Origin of the sequence: Paenibacillus dakarensis, assembly GCF_001373415.1 — a bacterium.
Taxonomy (GTDB): Bacteria; Bacillota; Bacilli; order Paenibacillales; family Paenibacillaceae; genus Paenibacillus_AQ; species Paenibacillus_AQ dakarensis.
In genome coordinates this window covers 1-19279 of sequence record NZ_CDSE01000042.1, presented here as the reverse complement: position 1 = coordinate 19279, position 19279 = coordinate 1, and the positions used below count along the sequence as shown (strand labels likewise).

Genomic DNA, 19279 nt, shown 5'->3' with positions numbered 1-19279 from the left:
CAGTTAAATGAGCCGGTTGTCAGTAAGAAAAAGGAAGGGTGAAATGTGATGATGAATGTCGTGCTGCTGTTGGTGGGTATGCTTTCGCCCTATATTGGCGGAGAAGGGATCGCGCCTGTTTCCGCTGGAATGACTGCACCTGTAGTCTATGCCACAACGTCCTTGTATGCACCTGTGCAGCAGGAAGAACAGATTGTTGGTTATGAGACTCTGAATGGAATTGCTCTAACGGATGACAAGGAAGAGGTTATTCGGAAGCTCGGTGAGCCGCTTGAAGTAACACATGATCAGATATTAGGCACAACAGACTATCAGTATGAGGATATGATTGTCGGCCTTAATAACGGGGTAACCGAATATGTTCATGTGAAACCTTCTGCTGAATCCATTCAGGTGAATGATCAGTCCATCTTACTGACAAACGGTCATATTTCAGCGTCTTTAGGGGAGCCGTATTTTGTGGCTGAAGACGGAGATGTATATGTTCAGAATCACCATGCAATCAAGGTTTTTAAAGATCACGGCGGACAAATAACAGGTGTGGATTTATTTTACGACTTTAGTGAGTAGCCCTGTTTCAATTGGTAAAATTAAGTTTAAATAACTAAGGGCTAAAATTTAGTAAGTCTACAGGAGGTTTTTAATATGGAGTCTACTAATAAACAAGCCTACGCTAAGATTGTTGAAAATGGGACATTGGCTGTTCAGGAAATCCAAAATTTAGCCAATTCGGGATATATGCCGGATCATATTTACGTACTCGCACATGATTCTGACAAAACAGAACGGATTGCTCAAGCAGCAGAAGCCAAAGAAATTGGTATTAAGGAAGAAGGTATATTTGATTCGATTGCGAATTTGTTCCGTTCACGCGGTGATGAATTACGTGCAAAAATCGTTTCCCTTGGCTTTACGGAGGCGGAAGCGGCTTTTTATGAGAAGCAGCTCGATTTAGGTAAGGTTCTTGTTATTGCGAAAAAAGACCAGCCTTAACATAAATTATCCGGTGCATTTCCGGATTGTATATAGGGCTTTAAACATAGATAAGGAATGGGACAATCCTGTCCCATTCCTTATCTATGTTTTTAAATGAGCATTTTGCTAATTGGCTCCAAGCCATTTCAAGGACTACATATTGATTGGGAGGACTGAAGTTTTCAATATATTGAATTTAAAGATGATTGAGTTTAATTATGCATAATGCTGAAAATTGATTTTTCCATTAAACGGAACATTCTTCAAACAATCTATTAAACAGATTTATATAGTATAATAGGTAGTGAATAAATTTCTGCATATAGACATCGCCGTTAAGGAGAGGATTATGAGAATACTAATTGTTGATGACAATCCGACAAACGTCATTATTATTCGAGAAATTTTGAAGAAAGAACAGTATAGGGATATTGAAACAGCATCTTCCGCTCTAGAAATGCTTGAATATATAGGTATTGGAGATCATACTTCGGAAATCCGTCCCAGACGTGTTGATATTGATTTAATACTGCTTGATATGATGATGCCTGAGATGGATGGAATAGAAGCATGCCGGATCGTGCAGCAATATGAACATTTGAAGGATATCCCGATTATTATGGTAACAGCCGTTGGGGATTCTAAGAAACTGGCTGAAGCACTCGATGCAGGGGCTGTTGACTATGTAACAAAGCCTATCAATAAAGTAGAACTCATGGCCCGTATTCGATTGGCTCTTCGTTTGAAGCATGAGAAAGATTGGCATAAAGAGAGAGAACAGCGAATCCAGGATGAGTTAACTTTAGCAGCCATGGTTCAAACGGCGGTGTTAAGCTCCCCGATTGAAGAGGAATTGTTTGAAATCCATGCTCTCTATCAACCATCGGCAGAGTTGGCTGGTGATTTATACGCTTGGTATCCGCTTGGAGACGGTCGTTACGGAATTATTCTGCTTGATATGATGGGACACGGAATTTCTTCATCATTATTCTGTATGTTTATCGCCTCCGTACTGAAAGACACTGTCACTACATATGTAGAGCCCGAAAAGGTCATTCAGGAATTAAACCGCAGATTTAACCAGCTTCATTTGGAAGATCAATTAATCCAGTATTATTTTACAGCCATATATCTGGTAGTGGACACACGTATGAAGCGAGTGGATTATGTGAATGCCGGCCATCCGCCGGCGCTATTCTTTCAAGAAGACGGGACAGTCACAACACTGGAACAAGGCTGTTGTCCTGTAGGATTGTTTAACCGGATTGAGGAAATGGAGCCGCGCAGCTTCTACTATGAAGGTAATGCGCATATCGCCATGTATACAGACGGTATTCTGGAACTCGTGACGGGTGACCATGAAGATAAGCTTGATTACTTGAAGCAGCATTTAGCTGGAAGCCATGCATGGAGAGAGAACGAAATGAAGGACCGTTTCTTTATCAGTAACCCGACAGAGGAACGTGAGGATGATAAATGCCTTGTATGGATAACCCTTAAAGGGAGCGGGGGAAATGAATGAAAATTAGAAGTAAGCTAGTCATTGGTTTTGCCATACTGCTGTCAATTATGCTTGTTCTAGCCTTGATAGGCTATGATCGAATCAGTTTTATGAAGGGTCAGCTGGATGACATATACAATGAGCGGTATGCGAAGGTTCGTGACTCCAGTGATGTTCGCGGTAATGTGAACGATATGGCACGCATGCTTACCAATATGATGATAAACGATGACACAGCCAATTCTCACAGGGCTATTGAAAATATTAAAGCACTGAATGAAAAGGCGGATTCCACTCTGGAATTGCTTAAGAGCAGGGGGAACAGTGCTGAAGAACAGCAGCTGCTTGACCGAATTGACAAGGCCAGAGCCGATTACGGCAGTTATCAATCGCGCACGTTAGATCTTATCTCGGCCGGTAAACTAAATGAGGCTAACTCTTACCGTATTAATACCGGACAAGCGGTTCAAGAAGAAGTGCTCGACAGTCTAAATACGCTCGCCAATTTTCAAAATGCAAAGATTAACGAAGCCATTACTGACGCAAAGACAGCATACGACCGCTCCATTCAGATTACAACGATTGTCATGACTGCAGGTCTTCTGATCGGACTTATCGTAATTTTGTGGGTTGTTCCTAGCATAACCCGGGGGATTAATGTTGTTAATTTGATGATCAAGGGTTTTGGTGAAAATCGTCTGAAGGATATTCAGAAAATTGAGGTTACCTCCAAGGATGAGATTGGAGATGCAGCGCGCGTCTTCAAGGATATGGCTGAAGATATCGAGGAGAAACAAAGACTGGAGCAGACTTATCTCGAAGCCCAGCGGGATCAATCCTGGATTAACTCTAACATGGCCAGAATCACGGAACTGCTTGAAGGAATTGAATCACTGGACGAGGTAGGACAGCGATTCATAAGTGAATTTACCCCGGTAATTGGTGCCCAATACGGGGCGTTGTATATGCGGCAAGAAGATAATAGTCCGAATAAGCTTGAGGTTAAAGGAGCTTATGCATTTGAAGGCGGAGAAAAGCCAAAAGAGTCATTCATGGTTGGTGAAGGCTTGGTAGGACAAGCGGCTCTTGACAAAAAATCGATTAAGCTGGATAATCCGCCGGAGAATTATATGAAGGTCCAATCTGGCTGGGGTTCATCCAAGCCGGGAGCCGTTATGATCTATCCGATCCTATTCGAAAACAATCTTCTGGGTGTAGTAGAGATGGCATCGTTTGAACAGTTCACGCCGCTTCAGGAGAAATTGCTGGCTCAGTTAAGCCAGTCTCTTGGTACCGTACTGAATAGTATTCTGGGCCGTATGCGTGTGGAAGAACTGCTGCGTGAATCCCAAGCCCTTACGGAGGAGCTGCAGTGTCAATCGGAAGAACTGCAAACCCAGCAAGAAGAGCTTCGCCGTTCTAATGAGAATTTGGAAGAACAGACAGAAGCGCTTAAACGGTCTGAAGAGCTGCTTCAGCGTCAGCAAGAAGAACTGGAGCATTACAATACGGAGCTTGTTGCCAAGACGCGTGCACTGGAAGAACAGGTGCAAGAAGTGGAAGAGAAGAATCTTGAAATTGAGAAAGCTCGGGAACAGCTTGAGAAACAGGCTATGCAGCTTTCCGTTACAACCAAATACAAGTCTGAGTTCATGGCGAATATGTCTCATGAGCTTCGGACCCCACTCAACAGCTTGTTGATTCTATCCCAGCTTCTTTCAGAGAATAAGGGCGGTAATTTAACACCTAAGCAGGTTGAATATGCACAGACGATTTATATGTCAGGTTCTGACCTGCTTAAGATGATTGACGAAATCTTAGATCTGTCTAAAGTAGATGCCGGTAAAATGGAAATTAACAACGAGCCAGTGAAAATGTCAGAGATTGAAGCATTTGTGCAGCAGAATTTCACTCCGGTTGCATTAAAGAAAGGGATTGAACTGAAGGTTGATATAGAGGATGGCGTTCCTGACAGCATCATTACGGATGGTCACCGGGTGAAGCAAGTATTGCGTAATCTGCTGTCTAATGCTTTTAAGTTTACGAGCACCGGGTCTGTTAAAGTGAACGTCACTTCAGCAGAACGCGATAAACTTCCATTCTTTCTGGATCGTAAACGCGATTATATTGCCTTTTCTGTGATTGACACGGGAATTGGTATCCCAGCCGATAAAACAGATCTGATCTTTGAAGCCTTCCAGCAAGTTGATGGCACAACGAGCCGAAAATATGGAGGAACCGGACTTGGACTGTCCATCAGCAGGGAGCTTGCGCGTCTTCTCGGAGGCGGCATAAATCTGGAATCGGAAGAAGGTAAGGGCAGCTGCTTCACCTTGTATCTGCCTAGTGAGCATCCAGTAGAAGCGAGCTCTGCTGAACAAGTGGCTGCAGCTTCGGCTGATTCACCTGAGACCGGGTTATTGTTAGCTAATAACTTCTTGGCGAATCAGAAGAAAAAAGAAGTGAAGGTGAATCCTTCATTAAATGTAGAAGATGACCGGGATGAAATCGGCCCATCTGATAAAGTGTTATTGATTATTGAGGATGATGACAAGTTCGCCAAGATTCTGGTGGATATGGCAAGAGGCCGTGGATTTAAGGCGTTAGTCGCGCTGCAAGGTGATGTAGGACTTCAAATGGCCCAGTCGTATAAACCAGATGCTATTATACTGGATATTCAGCTGCCGGTAATGGATGGCTGGTCCGTGCTTGGAGAATTGAAGAGCTCAGCGATAACCCGTCATATCCCGGTTCATGTCATTTCTGTGGTGGACGAAGTGAAGCAAGGACTTATGATGGGAGCCATTGCATATTTGAAGAAGCCATCAACACGCGAAGCGCTAGAAGGTGCCTTCTCACAAATTGAAACCTATGCGCAGCAATCGATGAAACATCTACTGATTGTCGAAGATGATGATATTCAGCGTAACTCGATCATTGAGCTCATCGGTCATGATGATGTTTCAATAACGGCTGTCTCGACAGGTAAAGAGGCTCTTGAGACACTAAGGACTCAGCATTATGACTGTATGGTTCTTGACTTGATGTTAACGGATATGACAGGTTTTGACCTGCTTGATCAGATTCGTGATGATGAGAAACTCGTAGATTTGCCGATCATTATTTATACGGGTAAGGAATTAGACAGCAAGGAAGAGACTCGTTTGCGGAAATATGCAGAGTCTATAATCATCAAAGATGTTAAATCGCCGGAACGCCTGCTTGATGAAACGACACTTTTCCTGCACAGGGTAGAAGCTAATTTACCGGAAGACAAACGGAAAATACTTCAAAAGCTGCATAACAAGGAGGTTTTATTCGACGGTAAGAGGATCCTGCTCGTCGATGATGACATTCGGAATGTGTTTGCTCTATCGAGTGTGCTGGAAGGATACAATATGGAAGTCACTTTTGCTGAAAATGGCCGTGAGGCCTTGGAGCTGCTTGAGGCAGATCCGAATTTTGATCTGATATTGATGGACATGATGATGCCGGAAATGGATGGATATGAAGCTATGCGCAGATTGCGTCAAATGCCTCAGTTCGAAAAAATGCCAATTATAGCCCTTACGGCCAAGGCTATGAAAGAAGATAGGGCGAAATGTATTGAAGCAGGGGCATCGGATTATATGAAGAAGCCGATTCAGACAGAACAACTTCTTTCCCTGATGCGTGTGTGGCTATATTCGTAAGGCGTATTTTTGGTTAAGTAATAAGTAATAGATAAATGCAAAGGGAGAAAGTCGGTGTACATGAATGACATCTGGTGATCATACTGGGATCGAATTGAATTTGGAAGATAAAAACGATTGGGAGCTGGAACAAATCGAGATTGAGCTTTTGCTCGAAGGAATTCATCGATTCTACGGGTATGATTTTCGCAACTATGCTCTCCCTTCATTGAGGCGAAGAATCTGGCATCATGTTCATGCGGAAGGACTAACCACTATATCTGCTTTACAAGATAAAGTGCTGCATGAGCGGTCATGCTTTGAACGCCTTGTGCACAATCTATCCATTCCTGTAACTGAAATGTTCCGGGACCCAAATCTTTTTCTGACATTCAGGCAAAAGGTGATTCCACTCTTGAGAACTTACCCGTATATCCGGATTTGGCATGCTGGATGCTCAACTGGGGAAGAGGTTTATTCCATGGCTATCCTGCTGCATGAAGAAGGGCTTTATGATAAGGCTCGTATCTATGCGACAGATATGAACTCTCGCTCTTTGCAGCAAGCCAAGGAAGGTGTTTTTGACATTAAACGCATGAAACAGTACACGAAAAACTATTTGGAAGCGGGCGGGAAACAATCCTTCTCCGAATACTATACAGCTAAATACAATTCCGTAATCTTTCAGCCGTTTCTTAAGAAAAATATGATTTTTGCGGAACATAATTTGGCGACGGACCGTTCTTTTAATGAGTTTAATGTTATCTTTTGCAGAAATGTGATGATTTATTTTAATGATGAACTTCGAAATCACGTGCACGGATTATTTCACGAAAGTTTGAGTCATTTCGGAATACTTGTTCTGGGGGCAAAGGAATCGATTCATTTCACGAACTTTAGTGATTCGTATGAAGCGCTTGACCGGACAGAGAAAATATACCGGAAGATTAAATAGAGATTTGTAGGAGGATTCCATGGGTTTTCACGATCCGATTCATATTTTGCTGGTAGATGACCGCCCTGAGAATTTGCTTGCACTGGAAGCGGTGTTAGACAGCGAGCAATATTCGCTTGTCAAAGCAACCTCCGGGGAAGAAGCATTGAGAAGTCTCTTGAAATATGACTTTGCCGTGATTGTCCTCGATGTTCAGATGCCGGGCATGGATGGGATAGAAACGGCGCGGCTCATTAAAGCAAGGGACAAGACGAAGGACATTCCAATCATATTTATATCGGCTAACAGCAAGGAGGCAGAACATCTCTTTGCAGGGTACTCAGCCGGAGCTATTGATTACATGGTAAAGCCATTTATTCCTCAAATCCTGAGATCAAAAATCGAAGGCTTTGTGGATATGTACCTGACAAATAAAAGGCTGAAGACTCAGTCTACGCTGCTTCAACAAAAGACACTGGAGCTGGAAAAGATCAATCATGAGCTGGTGCAGGCTAAGAATGCTGCGGAAATAGCGGCAAAAGCTAAAACTGAATTTTTAGCCATGATGAGCCATGAAATCCGAACACCTATGAATGGGGTGATCGGCATGATTGATCTTTTAATGGACAGCGATCTTGGCGATGAACAAAAAGAGTATGCTGACATTATCAGAAACAGTGCCGATGCGCTTATTTCTATTATTAACGATATCCTTGACTTTACGAAGATGGAAACCGGAAAGATGGAACTGGAAGAACATCCGTTTGAATTGAAATCGTGTATTCAAGAGGTCACTGGACTCTTTTCGGCGGAGGCTCACAAAAAGAATCTGGAGCTGCATTATTTTATTGATGAGAATATTCCGGATATTATTTATGGAGACATGGGGCGATTGCGTCAAGTCCTCATAAATCTCGTATCGAATGCTGTTAAGTTTACGCATCATGGAGGTGTATATTTAGGAGTTTCCTTGGTTGAGAAAAATGAGGAAACCTATACACTAGAGTTTAATATTAAAGATACAGGCATCGGAATTTCAGCCAATAAGATGGACCGGCTCTTTAAACCATTTTCCCAATTGGATTCTTCCATGACGCGGAAATATGGCGGAACGGGTCTTGGCCTTGCCATTTGTAAATCATTAGTACAGATGATGGGTGGGGATATCCACGTCGAATCAACAGAAACGAAAGGTGCCACATTTATCTTTACGATTAAGGTAAACAAGTATGAAAAGTATGACCAGTTACCTGACAGGAACACCCCGGAGGTTTATTACAACCTGAATGGAAAGAACGCTTTACCGAGTGTACTTGTCGCAGATGATCACCCTATTAACCGCAAACTTATTTTGAGCATGTTGGACAAGATAGGTCTGAGTGCTGATATAGCGGAAGATGGAGATCAGGCCGTAAAGCTGGTAAAGGAAGGTCATCATTATGATATTATTTTCATGGATCTTCAGATGCCGGTGATGGATGGCCTGGAGGCAACAGGCTTGATTCGGGAACAGGAGCCGCATGGAAAGCGATCAGTCATTGTGGCCATGACGGCTAATGTAATGGGGGATATCCAAACTCGATGTTTGGAAGCCGGGATGGATGATTATATCAGCAAACCGGTTAAAATCGATGACATCAAACAATTGTTGTCCAAGTATGCCCCGGCTGTATCTCATGAAAATTCCCTGTCTCAGGAACAAAAATCGGTAATGTAAGTTGACGGATGCCAGCTTTGAAAAATAAACTTGCTAAATGGTTGCCAGCTTGTTTCAACATTCAATAGAACGGGTTATTTGTAATGAAAACAAATTTCGGGAGAGAGTGTCTATGAATACAAATACGAATGATAAGTTCAATGCCAAGACCCAAATGGGTGAAGGTGCTTGCACGGTGTTTTTAAGCGGAGAACTTGATTTGTCCGTTGCACCGGATTTTAGATTAGTGATGGAACCGCTTGTGAGTAATCCGGAAATTGATTTGATCGTTAACATGAAGGATATGACATATATTGATAGCACGGGAATCGGGATTTTGTTATCACTATTGAAGGCAAGACATGGTATGGATGCACGATTTGCTGTTGAAGAGGTCCCTCCACAAATCCAAAAACTGTTCGATATGACGGGGATTGCAAAGTTCTTTGCCTCTCAGGAGAAATCCCAATAGAAGGAAAGGAAAGAAAATAATGAATGCTGATGCACATAAAGTTACACTTAATTTGCCTGCCGTTGCGGAATATGTAGATATTGTTCGTTTGAATTTGTACGGAATCGCTTCGAAAATGGGATTTTCTTATGAAGAGATCGAAGATATGAAAGTTGCTGTTTCAGAGGCATGTAACAACTCGGTATTATATGCTTATGGGCACGAAGGCGGAATGGTCGAAGTCGTGTTTGATGTTAATGCTGATTCGTTATCGATCACAGTCAGAGACGAAGGGGAGAGTTTCGACAGTGATGACAATACAAACAACCGTGTTACCCTTCATGATCAGGATCTGGATGAGGTTCAGATCGGGGGCCTTGGCTTCTACTTAATGGAGGCACTCATGGATGATGTGAAAATTACAAATCAGTCAGGAAAGGGAACACAGGTTATTCTTACTAAGCGGCTTGCGAGAAGTGAGGAGCCAGTATGAGTGATAAAGTGACTCCCCAAGAGTCAAAGGATGAAGCGATTAGCCTAATCCGGGAATACCAGGAGACGAAGGATAATGAGATCGCTACCGTCTTGATTAAAAAATATGAACCGATGGTCAAAATGGCTTCAGGCAAAATCGCCCGTAACCGCCCTGATCTATATGAGGATTTATATCAGGTGGGGCAGATGGCTCTAATCAGACTGCTTCAGCAGTATGACATTAGCCTGGGTATTCCTTTTGAGCCATACGCTATGAAGAGTATGATCGGTCATATGAAGAACTTCCTGCGTGATAAATCATGGTACATCCAGGTTCCGCGTCGAATTAAGGAAAAAGGTGCACTTGTTCAGCACGCTATCGATGAATTGATGGTGAAGCTGGAAAGGTCACCTGACGTTAATGAGATTGCGGAGTATCTGGATCTAACAGTTGAGGAAACGGTGGAGGTTCTGGCGGGACGTGAATGTTATCATTATGTTTCACTGGATTCACCGCTGTCCCAGGAAGAGACAGGCGCTACGCTTGGTGAACTGATTAGTTCCGATGTAAATGACTTTGACTCTGTAGAAAAACGTATGGATTTACAGCAGGCCTTAAGCCAATTGAAGGAGCAGGAGCAGAAAGTACTGCTGCTTGCATTCCAGGAGGGCCAATCACAGCGAGCCATTGCACAAAAACTGGGTGTATCCCAAATGAGTGTGTCTCGTATTCAGAAGAGGGCAACCGAGAAGTTGAAACAGATTATGTCTAATTCATTAAATTAATATGGAAAATTCTTTTTGCATTAGATATAAGGACCTGTCTACATAAATGGCACGCAATTCCTAAAAAAGGAGGGCGTGCCATTTTTAATATAAGATTAGGGACATTAATAAAAGGATGTGATCATAAGGTGAATACCTCACAGCTGGAGGAAGGGCATAATATATATTCATTTGCAGGAGGTTGGAAGTGGTATGATCTTCAAACAGATGATTGGAATACTCCTCTAATTGGAGAATTACGCACTCAATTTCCTAACACAACAAGATGGCTTGACCTTGCTCCTACACTCCTGGATAAAAATTATTTATCTGTTTTTTTTCCTGACGGTATTGACCCTGTAATGATGGGCACGATCCTTTATACGGTTGTAAATGATTTGAATGATAAGCATTCGGATGAACAATTCTACTTCTATGTAGATGACGAGGTGTTAATAACCTTTAATATGGATGAAATAACCAGAGGGGCAATGAGGGATCAGAGCCGCGTTTCCATGATGCATCAGTGTGCAAGTCCGATTGAGGGGATGTTTGTTCTTTCCAGAGTGATACTGCATTATTTCCATGCAGGAATGGATAAATTTGAGCACCGGCTGCGTAAACTGGAATCGGAAATGAGAAAGCATAATAAGCGTTATTTGATGGACAGTATATTAACTTCCCGTTTTGAGCTAATCTTCTGGAACAATTTATTCGTATCATTCCAGGAACTGATAACTGCCTCTAAAGAAGGATATCTTGATCGATTGGATGATAGCCGATTCTTTAAGCAGTTGCTGTATAGAGTGGAGCGAATGGAGAAGCTGTTCAGGCATTATGAGCAGGAAATTGATACGCTCGTTTCCATTGATGATGCTATTGCCGGATTCCGGGGAAATGAAATCATGAAGACCCTTACGATTATGACCGTTATCTTTACACCGGCGACAGTAGTTGGAGCCATATGGGGAATGAATTTTGACAATCTTCCTTTAATTAAATTCCCTTGGGGATTTACAGCTTCTATCCTGCTTACACTGGTATTGACAGTGGGTATGTACATTTGGATGCATATGAAGGGCTGGACAGGGGACATACTGAGGGCGAAGTCACGAGACAAGAACATATAGTCTGGTATATAAAAAGAAGTTCTGACTGCTGGATAGAGTCGGAACTTCTTTACGCTTATTACTTCGATTTATCAATATAACCTTGCAGCTCAGCAATATAATCGCCGATAAGAGGCATGTCGACAAACAGACTGAGAATATAACCTAGTAAACCGAGAACTACGAAAGTACCGATCGTCATCCCAAGCCCCCTGGAAAGTCCAGCTGTAAAGTTAGTGATCATCCGTTTCTTAGGATTCATGTAGTTTTCTACGATGTCTTTGAAATCAGCCTTCTCCAGTGAATCCGCAATTTTATCCAGCCGCGTGTTAAGGCGTTTTACCTCATGTCTAAGCTCAAATGGATGCTCGTCCACTTCATAGGCACTTTTCGTCTTTATTTCTGATGAAGTGGCTTCTTCCCGTCCTGTTTGCCTTTCTTGATCACGATCGCGTTCCTGGGAACGCGAAGGACGTTCCGAAAATTCAAAGGCTTTTCTGCGGTTAGAAGTGTTATAAGGATTTGCTTTTCCCATATGATATCCCTCGCTTTCTTTATGAAATAAAAATAGCCAGCTATGTCAGCTGGCTATATCCGCATAGCGGTTTTAGTATTTTTGTGTATTCATCTCTTGGCTAAGGTCAGATGAAGCATTCTTTGTCTCTTCTTTAACATCCTCTGATGCAGAAGCTACTTCATTGCTTACATCCATCGAAGCTTCTTTCACGCTGGACATGATGTTGTTCTTGCCTTCATTCACCGTAGTCATGATGTCAGTAGCTTTCGTACCCACGGTTTTAGCCAGATCAGTCGCTTTCACACCAACCACACCAGCAACTTCTTTCGTCTTGTCTGTCACTAATGTAATCTTCTCGGAAAGATCTCCGCGGATTTCGCGTCCTGGCTTCGGAGCAAACAGCAGGGCAGCCGCTGCACCGACCAAAGCTCCAATGAAAGCACCTTTAAAGAAAGTTGATCCACTTTGTACTGGATGTTCTTGTTCTGTGTTATTCATAACATTCACTCCTTAAATTAGTATAATTACTTATGTCTAATCATTAAGATTAGGTCGTGCGCTTAAACATCTTGGCTATGATTCCTAGTAGGAATACGAAGATTGCGGTACCGATAATTGCCGGGATGATGGCAAATCCGCCGATTTCCGGCCCCCAAGCCCCCATTAACATGGGTCCGAGCCAAGCACCGACAAAGCCGGCAATCATGGAGCCGATAATACCACCTGGCATATCATTGCCAACCAACGCATCGCCGATGATTCCAATAATGATCGCCATTACGATACTTATAATTAGCCCCCACATAATCTCGCCTCCTTTTCAGATGCCTTGATCTCGCTAAGGCTTGCTTATCTGGTATTTAAACGTGAGAGGAAATGGTGAATCAAGAATCATGAAATATAAAGTAAATAGAAGTATTTAAATGAAATACTTAAGTAATACTGGGAAAAGTGTTGAATTTTAATGCTTTTAAAGCTTTACAAATTCGGCAAAGTGGATATGTGAGTGATTTTGACTGCTGAACTATGACGATTTTTGTACTATACTTATGAAGCGACTTGGTTATTTAGGGACTAGAAGGAGAGAGGCAGCATGGAGACTAAGCTTGTGAAGGAATATCGTGCAGATATTATGGAATGTGCTCACAGTGGACATATATGTATCGTTAATGAGGAAGGAAAGGTTGAAGCGTATGCAGGAGACCCTGAGTATGTCACGTTCACCAGGTCTTCCGCAAAGCCCCTGCAAGCTATCCCTGCGATTCGGGCACACATGGCGAGTCACTATCATCTGACAGATCAGGAAATTGCGATTATGACAGCATCTCACCGTGGACAGCTTGAGCATCAGGAAACGCTGATAAATCTGATGAACAAGACGGGAATTGCTGAGCAGCGGCTTGTATGTGCGCCAAGCTACCCGCTTAATGAAGAAGCAAGAGATGCTCTGATTCTGAGCAGAAGTGACAAGCGTAAACTGCACCATAATTGTTCGGGTAAGCATCTGGGTCTGCTCGCATATTGTCAAATGCAAGGGTACTCTTTAGAGGGATATGAGAACCCGGACCATCCGGTGCAGCAAGAAGTTCTTAATACAGTGGCTTATATGAGCGGACTATCCAAGGAGAAGATTATCCTTGGTACTGACGGCTGCGGATTACCTGTATTTGCATTGCCGATGCATGCCCTGGCAACTGCTTATATGAAGCTGGCCTGCCCGGATCTTATCGAAGACAAGGCAACTCGTCTTGCAGTGGAGACGATAACCAAAGCCATGAATGCACATCCTTTTATGGTGGCGGGGACTGGAAAGGTGGATACGCTGCTCCTGCAGGATGAGAACATTGTTGCCAAGGGCGGATTTAAGGGTGTTTATTGCTTTGGCCTTAAGAAGGAGAGGCTGGGAATAACCTTTAAAATATTGGACGGATCGGAAGAAGAATGGGGACTCGTTACCGAATCCATTCTTGCTCAGATTGGTTACCAGAATAAAGCTACAATGGAACGTTTAAGAGAGGCTTATACCAAGGACCTATATAATGATGGAGGTCAAAAGGTAGGAAGAGTGGAAACCGTATTTACATTAAAAAATGATTATTAAAAATGATGATTGATTTAAAATTCACCGGGGTACTAAAGTATAATCCCTCAGGGAGAAAACTTTATCTCGCTTTCGAACTAGGAGAGTGAGGGTGCGGAGGTGAGCGGGCATGATCAAGATCATGACTGCGGCAGAGAGACATACATCACAAAAGGAATGGGTTCACAGTGAATACAGCTTTTCTTTTGCGGATTATGACGACCCGCATAATGCGCATTTTGGTGCTCTTCTGACTCATAATGACCATCTCTTACAACCTCGGGGTATGTTTGATCCAGTGCTTCACCATGACTTGGAGATCGTGAATATTGTCCTTAAAGGAACGATTCATTATGAGGACGATACGGGTGAACAGAAGCTTGAATCCGGATCGGTTCAGGTTGTTAGTACAGGTGAGGGATTAACTCATCGTGAGAAGAATGAATCAGACACGGAGGAAGCCAGGCTAATTCAAATGTGGTTTTTGCCGGATCGGCGGAATATTCCTTCCGCAAGTCACAGTAAAAGATTTACCCGCGATCAGTGTTTAAACAGCCTGCAGCCTGTTGTTGGTGGTCTGGAAGGTGAAGAAGCGCTTAATATCGCTCTTGATATTGTCATTTACAGATCCGTTCTTAGAACAGATACAGAAATCCAGTATGCTCTTGCCGAAGGACGCAGAATGCATGTTTATCTTATAGAAGGAAATCTTGAAATATGCTCGGAAGATGAGGGAACATTCGATCTAAGCCCTGGAGATGCTGCCCGGATAAAGGATTGTGAAGATATTACCTTTAGGGGGATATCAAGCACGGGTGAAGCCGAGTTCATTGTTATTGATATGCCATAGTGAAAAAAATACGCAAAAGCCCCTGTGCAGATACTTCGTAAATAAGATCTGCATGGGGGCTTTTGCGTATTGTAAAACGGGAATCAGTTCCCGCGCAGACGACCGAGTTCTGATACGAGTGCTTCGACCTCGGAAATACTCAGCGTATTCTTGCTCATAACCATATCGTACAAGTCCCGAATGTCTTCATATTGGTCTTTCGAGAAGGCTGAGGCTTGCATGGCGGCAGCTGATGCCATACGGAGTTTCAACTTCATTTGTTCGATCATATACTCAATATTTTCTTGAGATTTTTCATTCAGATCCATGGCGGGCACCACTCCTCTCACTGCTTTCATCCCTGTATTGTACCATGCTTAACGCCCTGTAAACCAATATTTTTGCCACGCGCCCTTCGTATAGGGTAAAATCAGGAGAACTATGGTTACTATTCTATGTATTTCATCCATGGAACGTATTTTATGAAGGAGGGAAGGGATTGGGCGACTATGCGGGATTTCAGCAGGAAGAATCTGCAGCGAAAATTAAATTAACGGGACAACAATTGCAGGGCTTTTTTACAAATATAGCTCAGCAGCATACCAGGGACCAGATTACTTTTGTATGTATCGGTACAGATCGTTCAACAGGTGATGCACTTGGTCCTTTGACCGGAAGCAGATTGCTGGAATACGGGTTTCCGAATGTGATCGGAACGCTACAAGACCCTTGCGATGCTTGTAATCTGGAGACCAAGCTGCAGGATATTCAGGCAGAGAGTATTGTAATTGCTATTGACGCTTGCCTAGGCAAGCCCTCCTCCGTCAATTGTTTCTTTGTATCTGCGGGCCCGCTCAATCCTGCGCAGTCTGTGGGAGGAGCACTTCCCTCGGTTGGTCATTACAGCGTTGCTGCGGTTGTTAATGTTCAGGGTCCAAAGCCATATTGGACATTACAGGTTACTTCACTCTATTTGGTGATGACCATGGCAGAGGAAATAGCACATGCTGCTGCATCCGCCTTTGGTCTTACTACTTGAGACAGGCGTTTCAGTCGGACTGGTTTTTGGGTTAGTAGTAGTACATCTTTATAAAAATATGGGTGCTTATTACAGTGCCGACTTCGTAGAAAGAAGGGTATCGCAATGGAAAAAGTACAATGTAACGGACATACGATATGTTATGTGGATCAGGGGCAGGGAGAACCGGTAATTTTACTTCATGGCTATTGTGGCAGCTCCTCTTACTGGGAACAGGTACTGCACCATCTTAACGGTTACCGGGTCATTGTACCGGATCTTCGGGGACATGGACGCTCAGACGCTCCAATGGGCCCTTATACCATTGAACAGATGGCGGATGATGTGATGATGTTAATGGATGAGTTAAAGATTGAGAAGGCGACAATGCTCGGCCATTCTCTTGGAGGATACATAACATTGTCATTTGTTCAACGATACTCTTCAAGAGTGAATGCGTTTGGACTGATTCACTCTACAGGCTATCCGGATTCGGATGAGGCTAAGGAGAAGAGGGTAAAAGCGGTAAGTGTCATTCAGGGAGAAGGGATCACCAGCTTTGTGGATGGACTCATTCCTGGCCTGTTCGCCCCAGAGACGGAGAAGCTTAAACCGGAGTGTATCCAGAAAGCGAAAGAGATTGGCTATTCGACTCCGCCACAAGGGGCTATCGGAGCTGCACTTGCTATGCGAGAGCGGATCGATCGGCGTGATGTAATATCATCAACAACGCTTCCTGTGCTCCTGGTAGCAGGGGAGAAAGACGGGCTTATGCCGCAGGAACGTGTCTTTACGACAGATCATTCGAATGTGACACAAGTGGTTATAAACGGAGCGGGTCATATGAGCATGATGGAAAGACCGGAAGAGTTGGGCGAAGCCATTCATTCATTTTTAAATAAAGTATATCCGGCCTGATTCATAAGCGATAAAGTTGAGGGCCTGACAGATTGAAGCCGGAGGCGATGCACTCCGGCTTTTTTATGCCTGAATTTAGATATGAAGAACGCCCGGCACTGGTAATGCAAAGGTCAATCTTTTACAATCTATAAAGGATATATAAAGAATTTGTCAGTCAGGAAATGGGGGGACAGCATGTACCGGAAAGATTATCTTCTTCGTCTTGTAGAGGAAATGACGCAGGTGATATCCAAAGTGTTCGGTTTAAAGCAGGAGAAGAAGCATGTGGAAGCTCTGTGGGAAATCGATGAGATGCTGAGCCGTCAATTCCGGCTGAATTCGAAATTGTTAAACTCCTTATCGCCAGATGATATCGTTCAGTTATTTCGGAGCGGTGAAATGGTAGAGGCGGACAAGCTGCAGAGTGCTGCGAGATTGCTTGAGGAAGAAGCTGAACTTGATTCGGAAATGGAAAAGCTGGAAGAGGGGAAGGCTTTATTTATAAAGGTTCTTCACTTATATCTTGCGGCTGCTCTTCATGATGCAGATTTGCGTCTGTATAATCTTCCGCAGCGAATAGACAGTCTTCTTGAACGCGTTCACGCTTACGGTTTACCTAATACAACGGAGCGCCTTTTATTTAAATATGCAGAACAGGAAGGCCGGTATGCAGCTGCAGAGGATAGCTTATACAGGCTGTTAAGCCGTGGAGCCGCTGATGTTCGTGAGGGAAAGCTGTTTTATGAAAGGCTGCTTACCCTAAACTCGGAAACACTGAAGCAGGGAGGACTACCGCTTTCAGAGGTCGAGGAAGGGCTCAGAGAACTGAACACGCGGTTTTCCGTTTAAGCGGCTTTGGGTAGATCACAGCAAAAGCAAAGGACACCCGCTTAGGCAGCATTGACCAGGAGTGGTATCATATTTAATGTGGTTTTATGGGCTGCAAATACAACATGAAAGTGAGATGTACCCATTTGGATGCACTGCGTAAACTTATACACGAAATCATTGATGATACATCTTTGATTACAGCCTCCCTCAGCCAGCTGCGCAAGCGGGAAGGGATTACTTATACGAAGGTGACGGTCAAACCCGTCGAATTGAAAAACAAGCTTCATTATCAGTTTGCATATTACTCAGGAAACAAGGTGACACATCAGAATGTGCCGCAAGCAGAGGCTGAAGCGGCTCTGATGAAGCTGCTCGAGGAGACATTCCGGCAGGCGGTCATCTGCACGCCTGAAGCTGACTATCAGGTATTGATATCCAAGAAGTACAAGGTATCCATTCTTACCAAGTCGCCAACGAAAACGAAAAGTGACATGGCCCATAACCGGAAAAAGACATATGTGCTTGAAGAAGGCAAACCTGTCCCGTTCCTGGTGGAACTTGGAATTATGAATGATGAAGGTAAAGTCTTCGCACGCAAGTATGACAAGTTTAAGCAGATCAATCGCTTTCTGGAAATGGTCGAAGATGTGCTCCCTCATTTACCCGATGATCGGCCGCTTACGATTGTTGATTTTGGCTGCGGGAAATCCTATCTGACCTTTGCGCTTTACCACTATTTGTCGGTGACAGCGCGAAGATCGTTGAAGATTGTTGGATTAGATCTGAAGGCAGATGTCATCGAACACTGTAGTTTGCTGGCGAAGAAGCTGAATTACTCGCAATTGCGGTTTCTTGTCGGTGACATTGCAGAATATGATGAATTGGAGCAGGTTGATATGGTTGTAACGCTCCATGCTTGTAATACGGCCACCGATGCGGCTCTGGAGAAGGCAGTTCGCTGGGGAGCTTCCGTCATTCTATCCGTCCCTTGCTGTCAGCATGAGCTGTTCTCGCAGGTCAAGAGCCCTGTCATGGAGCCTCTTTTGTCACACGGGATATTGAAGGAACGTTTCTCTGCCCTTGCAACAGATGCGATTCGCGCCAAGCTGCTGGATATCATGGGGTACCGAACCCAGCTGTTGGAGTTTATAGATCTGGAGCATACACCCAAAAATATTCTCATACGCGCGGTTAAAGGAACAGCAGGGGATAAGGATAAATTGTGGCAGGAGTACATCGAATTTAGAGATTTTTTGAGTGCAGCCCCTTACCTGGAAAAGGCTTGTCAGGACCTGCTTCCGCAATCCGCTTCGGGAAAAGATATTGAACAGTGAAATAACATACACGCGCTTATACAGACGGGCCCTGCTTCTAAAGTTCTAAACTTTAAAGGCATGGTCCCTTTTTTACGTGGGAAAAAGGAATACATTGATTTCGGCTCGACCACAATGGGATGGAGGAAACTCTTTCGAATGATCTCTTAGGTGGAAGGAGCGCGCAATGGCAGTTATAGTGCGGCGGTTGGGGG

Annotated in this window: 20 protein-coding genes; 16 read left to right on the top strand and 4 right to left on the bottom strand. The window is 43.7% G+C overall.

Going from position 1 to position 19279, the window contains the following annotated elements:
• Nucleotides 1–48 precede the first annotated feature (48 nt).
• The 10 genes from BN1234_RS11940 to BN1234_RS11895 all read left to right on the top strand — a co-directional run bounded on the left by BN1234_RS11940 (nt 49) and on the right by BN1234_RS11895 (nt 11597).
• On the top strand, nt 49–570 hold the full coding sequence (locus tag BN1234_RS11940; RefSeq protein ID WP_054956889.1) for a hypothetical protein: 522 nt from the start codon (nt 49–51) through the stop codon (nt 568–570).
• Between the two features lie 75 nt (nt 571–645).
• A complete protein-coding gene (locus BN1234_RS11935; RefSeq protein WP_054956888.1) occupies nt 646–993 on the top strand; it encodes a YflT domain-containing protein in 348 nt (115 codons plus the stop codon).
• A 331-nt stretch (nt 994–1324) separates the two neighbouring features.
• Nucleotides 1325–2497: a PP2C family protein-serine/threonine phosphatase gene (locus BN1234_RS11930; protein WP_054956887.1), complete on the top strand. Its 1173-nt coding sequence runs from the start codon at nt 1325–1327 to the stop codon at nt 2495–2497.
• On the top strand, nt 2494–6168 hold the full coding sequence (locus tag BN1234_RS11925; protein ID WP_054956886.1) for a response regulator: 3675 nt from the start codon (nt 2494–2496) through the stop codon (nt 6166–6168). Before BN1234_RS11930 ends, BN1234_RS11925 begins: the two co-directional genes overlap by 4 nt.
• A 64-nt stretch (nt 6169–6232) precedes the next feature.
• Nucleotides 6233–7102, top strand: a complete 870-nt coding sequence (locus BN1234_RS11920) for a CheR family methyltransferase (protein WP_054956885.1) — start codon at nt 6233–6235, stop codon at nt 7100–7102.
• A gap of 19 nt (nt 7103–7121) precedes the next feature.
• Complete coding sequence (locus BN1234_RS11915; protein WP_054956884.1) at nt 7122–8798, top strand: hybrid sensor histidine kinase/response regulator; 1677 nt, start codon at nt 7122–7124, stop codon at nt 8796–8798.
• A gap of 112 nt (nt 8799–8910) precedes the next feature.
• Nucleotides 8911–9249 carry an STAS domain-containing protein gene (locus tag BN1234_RS11910; RefSeq protein ID WP_054956883.1) on the top strand — a complete coding sequence of 113 codons (339 nt, stop codon included), beginning with the start codon at nt 8911–8913 and terminating at the stop codon, nt 9247–9249.
• 19 nt (nt 9250–9268) lie between these two features.
• Nucleotides 9269–9721: an anti-sigma B factor RsbW gene (gene rsbW, locus BN1234_RS11905; RefSeq protein ID WP_054956882.1), complete on the top strand. Its 453-nt coding sequence runs from the start codon at nt 9269–9271 to the stop codon at nt 9719–9721.
• A complete protein-coding gene (locus tag BN1234_RS11900) occupies nt 9718–10488 on the top strand; it encodes a sigma-70 family RNA polymerase sigma factor (RefSeq protein ID WP_054956881.1) in 771 nt (256 codons plus the stop codon). The genes rsbW and BN1234_RS11900 overlap by 4 nt, the downstream gene beginning before the upstream one ends.
• 128 nt (nt 10489–10616) lie before the next feature.
• Nucleotides 10617–11597: a magnesium transporter CorA family protein gene (locus tag BN1234_RS11895; RefSeq protein WP_082423182.1), complete on the top strand. Its 981-nt coding sequence runs from the start codon at nt 10617–10619 to the stop codon at nt 11595–11597.
• 58 nt (nt 11598–11655) lie between these two features.
• Here the strand turns inward: BN1234_RS11895 and BN1234_RS11890 are convergent, their stop codons facing one another.
• The 3 genes from BN1234_RS11890 to BN1234_RS11880 form a co-directional block, all read right to left on the bottom strand.
• Nucleotides 11656–12111: a DUF5665 domain-containing protein gene (locus tag BN1234_RS11890; protein ID WP_245640161.1), complete on the bottom strand. Its 456-nt coding sequence runs from the start codon at nt 12109–12111 to the stop codon at nt 11656–11658.
• A 72-nt stretch (nt 12112–12183) separates the two neighbouring features.
• Complete coding sequence (locus tag BN1234_RS11885; protein ID WP_054956880.1) at nt 12184–12591, bottom strand: YtxH domain-containing protein; 408 nt, start codon at nt 12589–12591, stop codon at nt 12184–12186.
• A 49-nt stretch (nt 12592–12640) separates the two neighbouring features.
• Nucleotides 12641–12898, bottom strand: a complete 258-nt coding sequence (locus BN1234_RS11880) for a GlsB/YeaQ/YmgE family stress response membrane protein (protein WP_054956879.1) — start codon at nt 12896–12898, stop codon at nt 12641–12643.
• A 288-nt stretch (nt 12899–13186) separates the two neighbouring features.
• On the opposite strand from BN1234_RS11880, the gene BN1234_RS11875 reads away from it, so the two are divergent.
• On the top strand, nt 13187–14194 hold the full coding sequence (locus BN1234_RS11875; RefSeq protein ID WP_054956878.1) for an asparaginase: 1008 nt from the start codon (nt 13187–13189) through the stop codon (nt 14192–14194).
• A gap of 109 nt (nt 14195–14303) precedes the next feature.
• On the top strand, nt 14304–15023 hold the full coding sequence (locus BN1234_RS11870; RefSeq protein ID WP_054956877.1) for a pirin family protein: 720 nt from the start codon (nt 14304–14306) through the stop codon (nt 15021–15023).
• 83 nt (nt 15024–15106) lie between these two features.
• Here BN1234_RS11870 and BN1234_RS11865 read toward each other — a convergent pair whose 3' ends face one another.
• Nucleotides 15107–15331 carry a DUF1128 domain-containing protein gene (locus BN1234_RS11865; protein ID WP_054956876.1) on the bottom strand — a complete coding sequence of 75 codons (225 nt, stop codon included), beginning with the start codon at nt 15329–15331 and terminating at the stop codon, nt 15107–15109.
• 170 nt (nt 15332–15501) lie between these two features.
• On the opposite strand from BN1234_RS11865, the gene yyaC reads away from it, so the two are divergent.
• The 4 genes from yyaC (at nt 15502) to BN1234_RS11845 (ending at nt 19085) form a co-directional block, all read left to right on the top strand.
• Nucleotides 15502–16041, top strand: a complete 540-nt coding sequence (gene yyaC / locus BN1234_RS11860; protein WP_054956875.1) for a spore protease YyaC — start codon at nt 15502–15504, stop codon at nt 16039–16041.
• Between the two features lie 105 nt (nt 16042–16146).
• Nucleotides 16147–16938, top strand: a complete 792-nt coding sequence (locus BN1234_RS11855) for an alpha/beta fold hydrolase (protein ID WP_054956874.1) — start codon at nt 16147–16149, stop codon at nt 16936–16938.
• 177 nt (nt 16939–17115) lie between these two features.
• Nucleotides 17116–17769: a DUF6483 family protein gene (locus tag BN1234_RS11850; protein ID WP_054956873.1), complete on the top strand. Its 654-nt coding sequence runs from the start codon at nt 17116–17118 to the stop codon at nt 17767–17769.
• Nucleotides 17770–17873: 104 nt separating this feature from the next.
• On the top strand, nt 17874–19085 hold the full coding sequence (locus BN1234_RS11845; protein ID WP_054956934.1) for a class I SAM-dependent methyltransferase: 1212 nt from the start codon (nt 17874–17876) through the stop codon (nt 19083–19085).
• Nucleotides 19086–19279 lie beyond the last annotated feature (194 nt).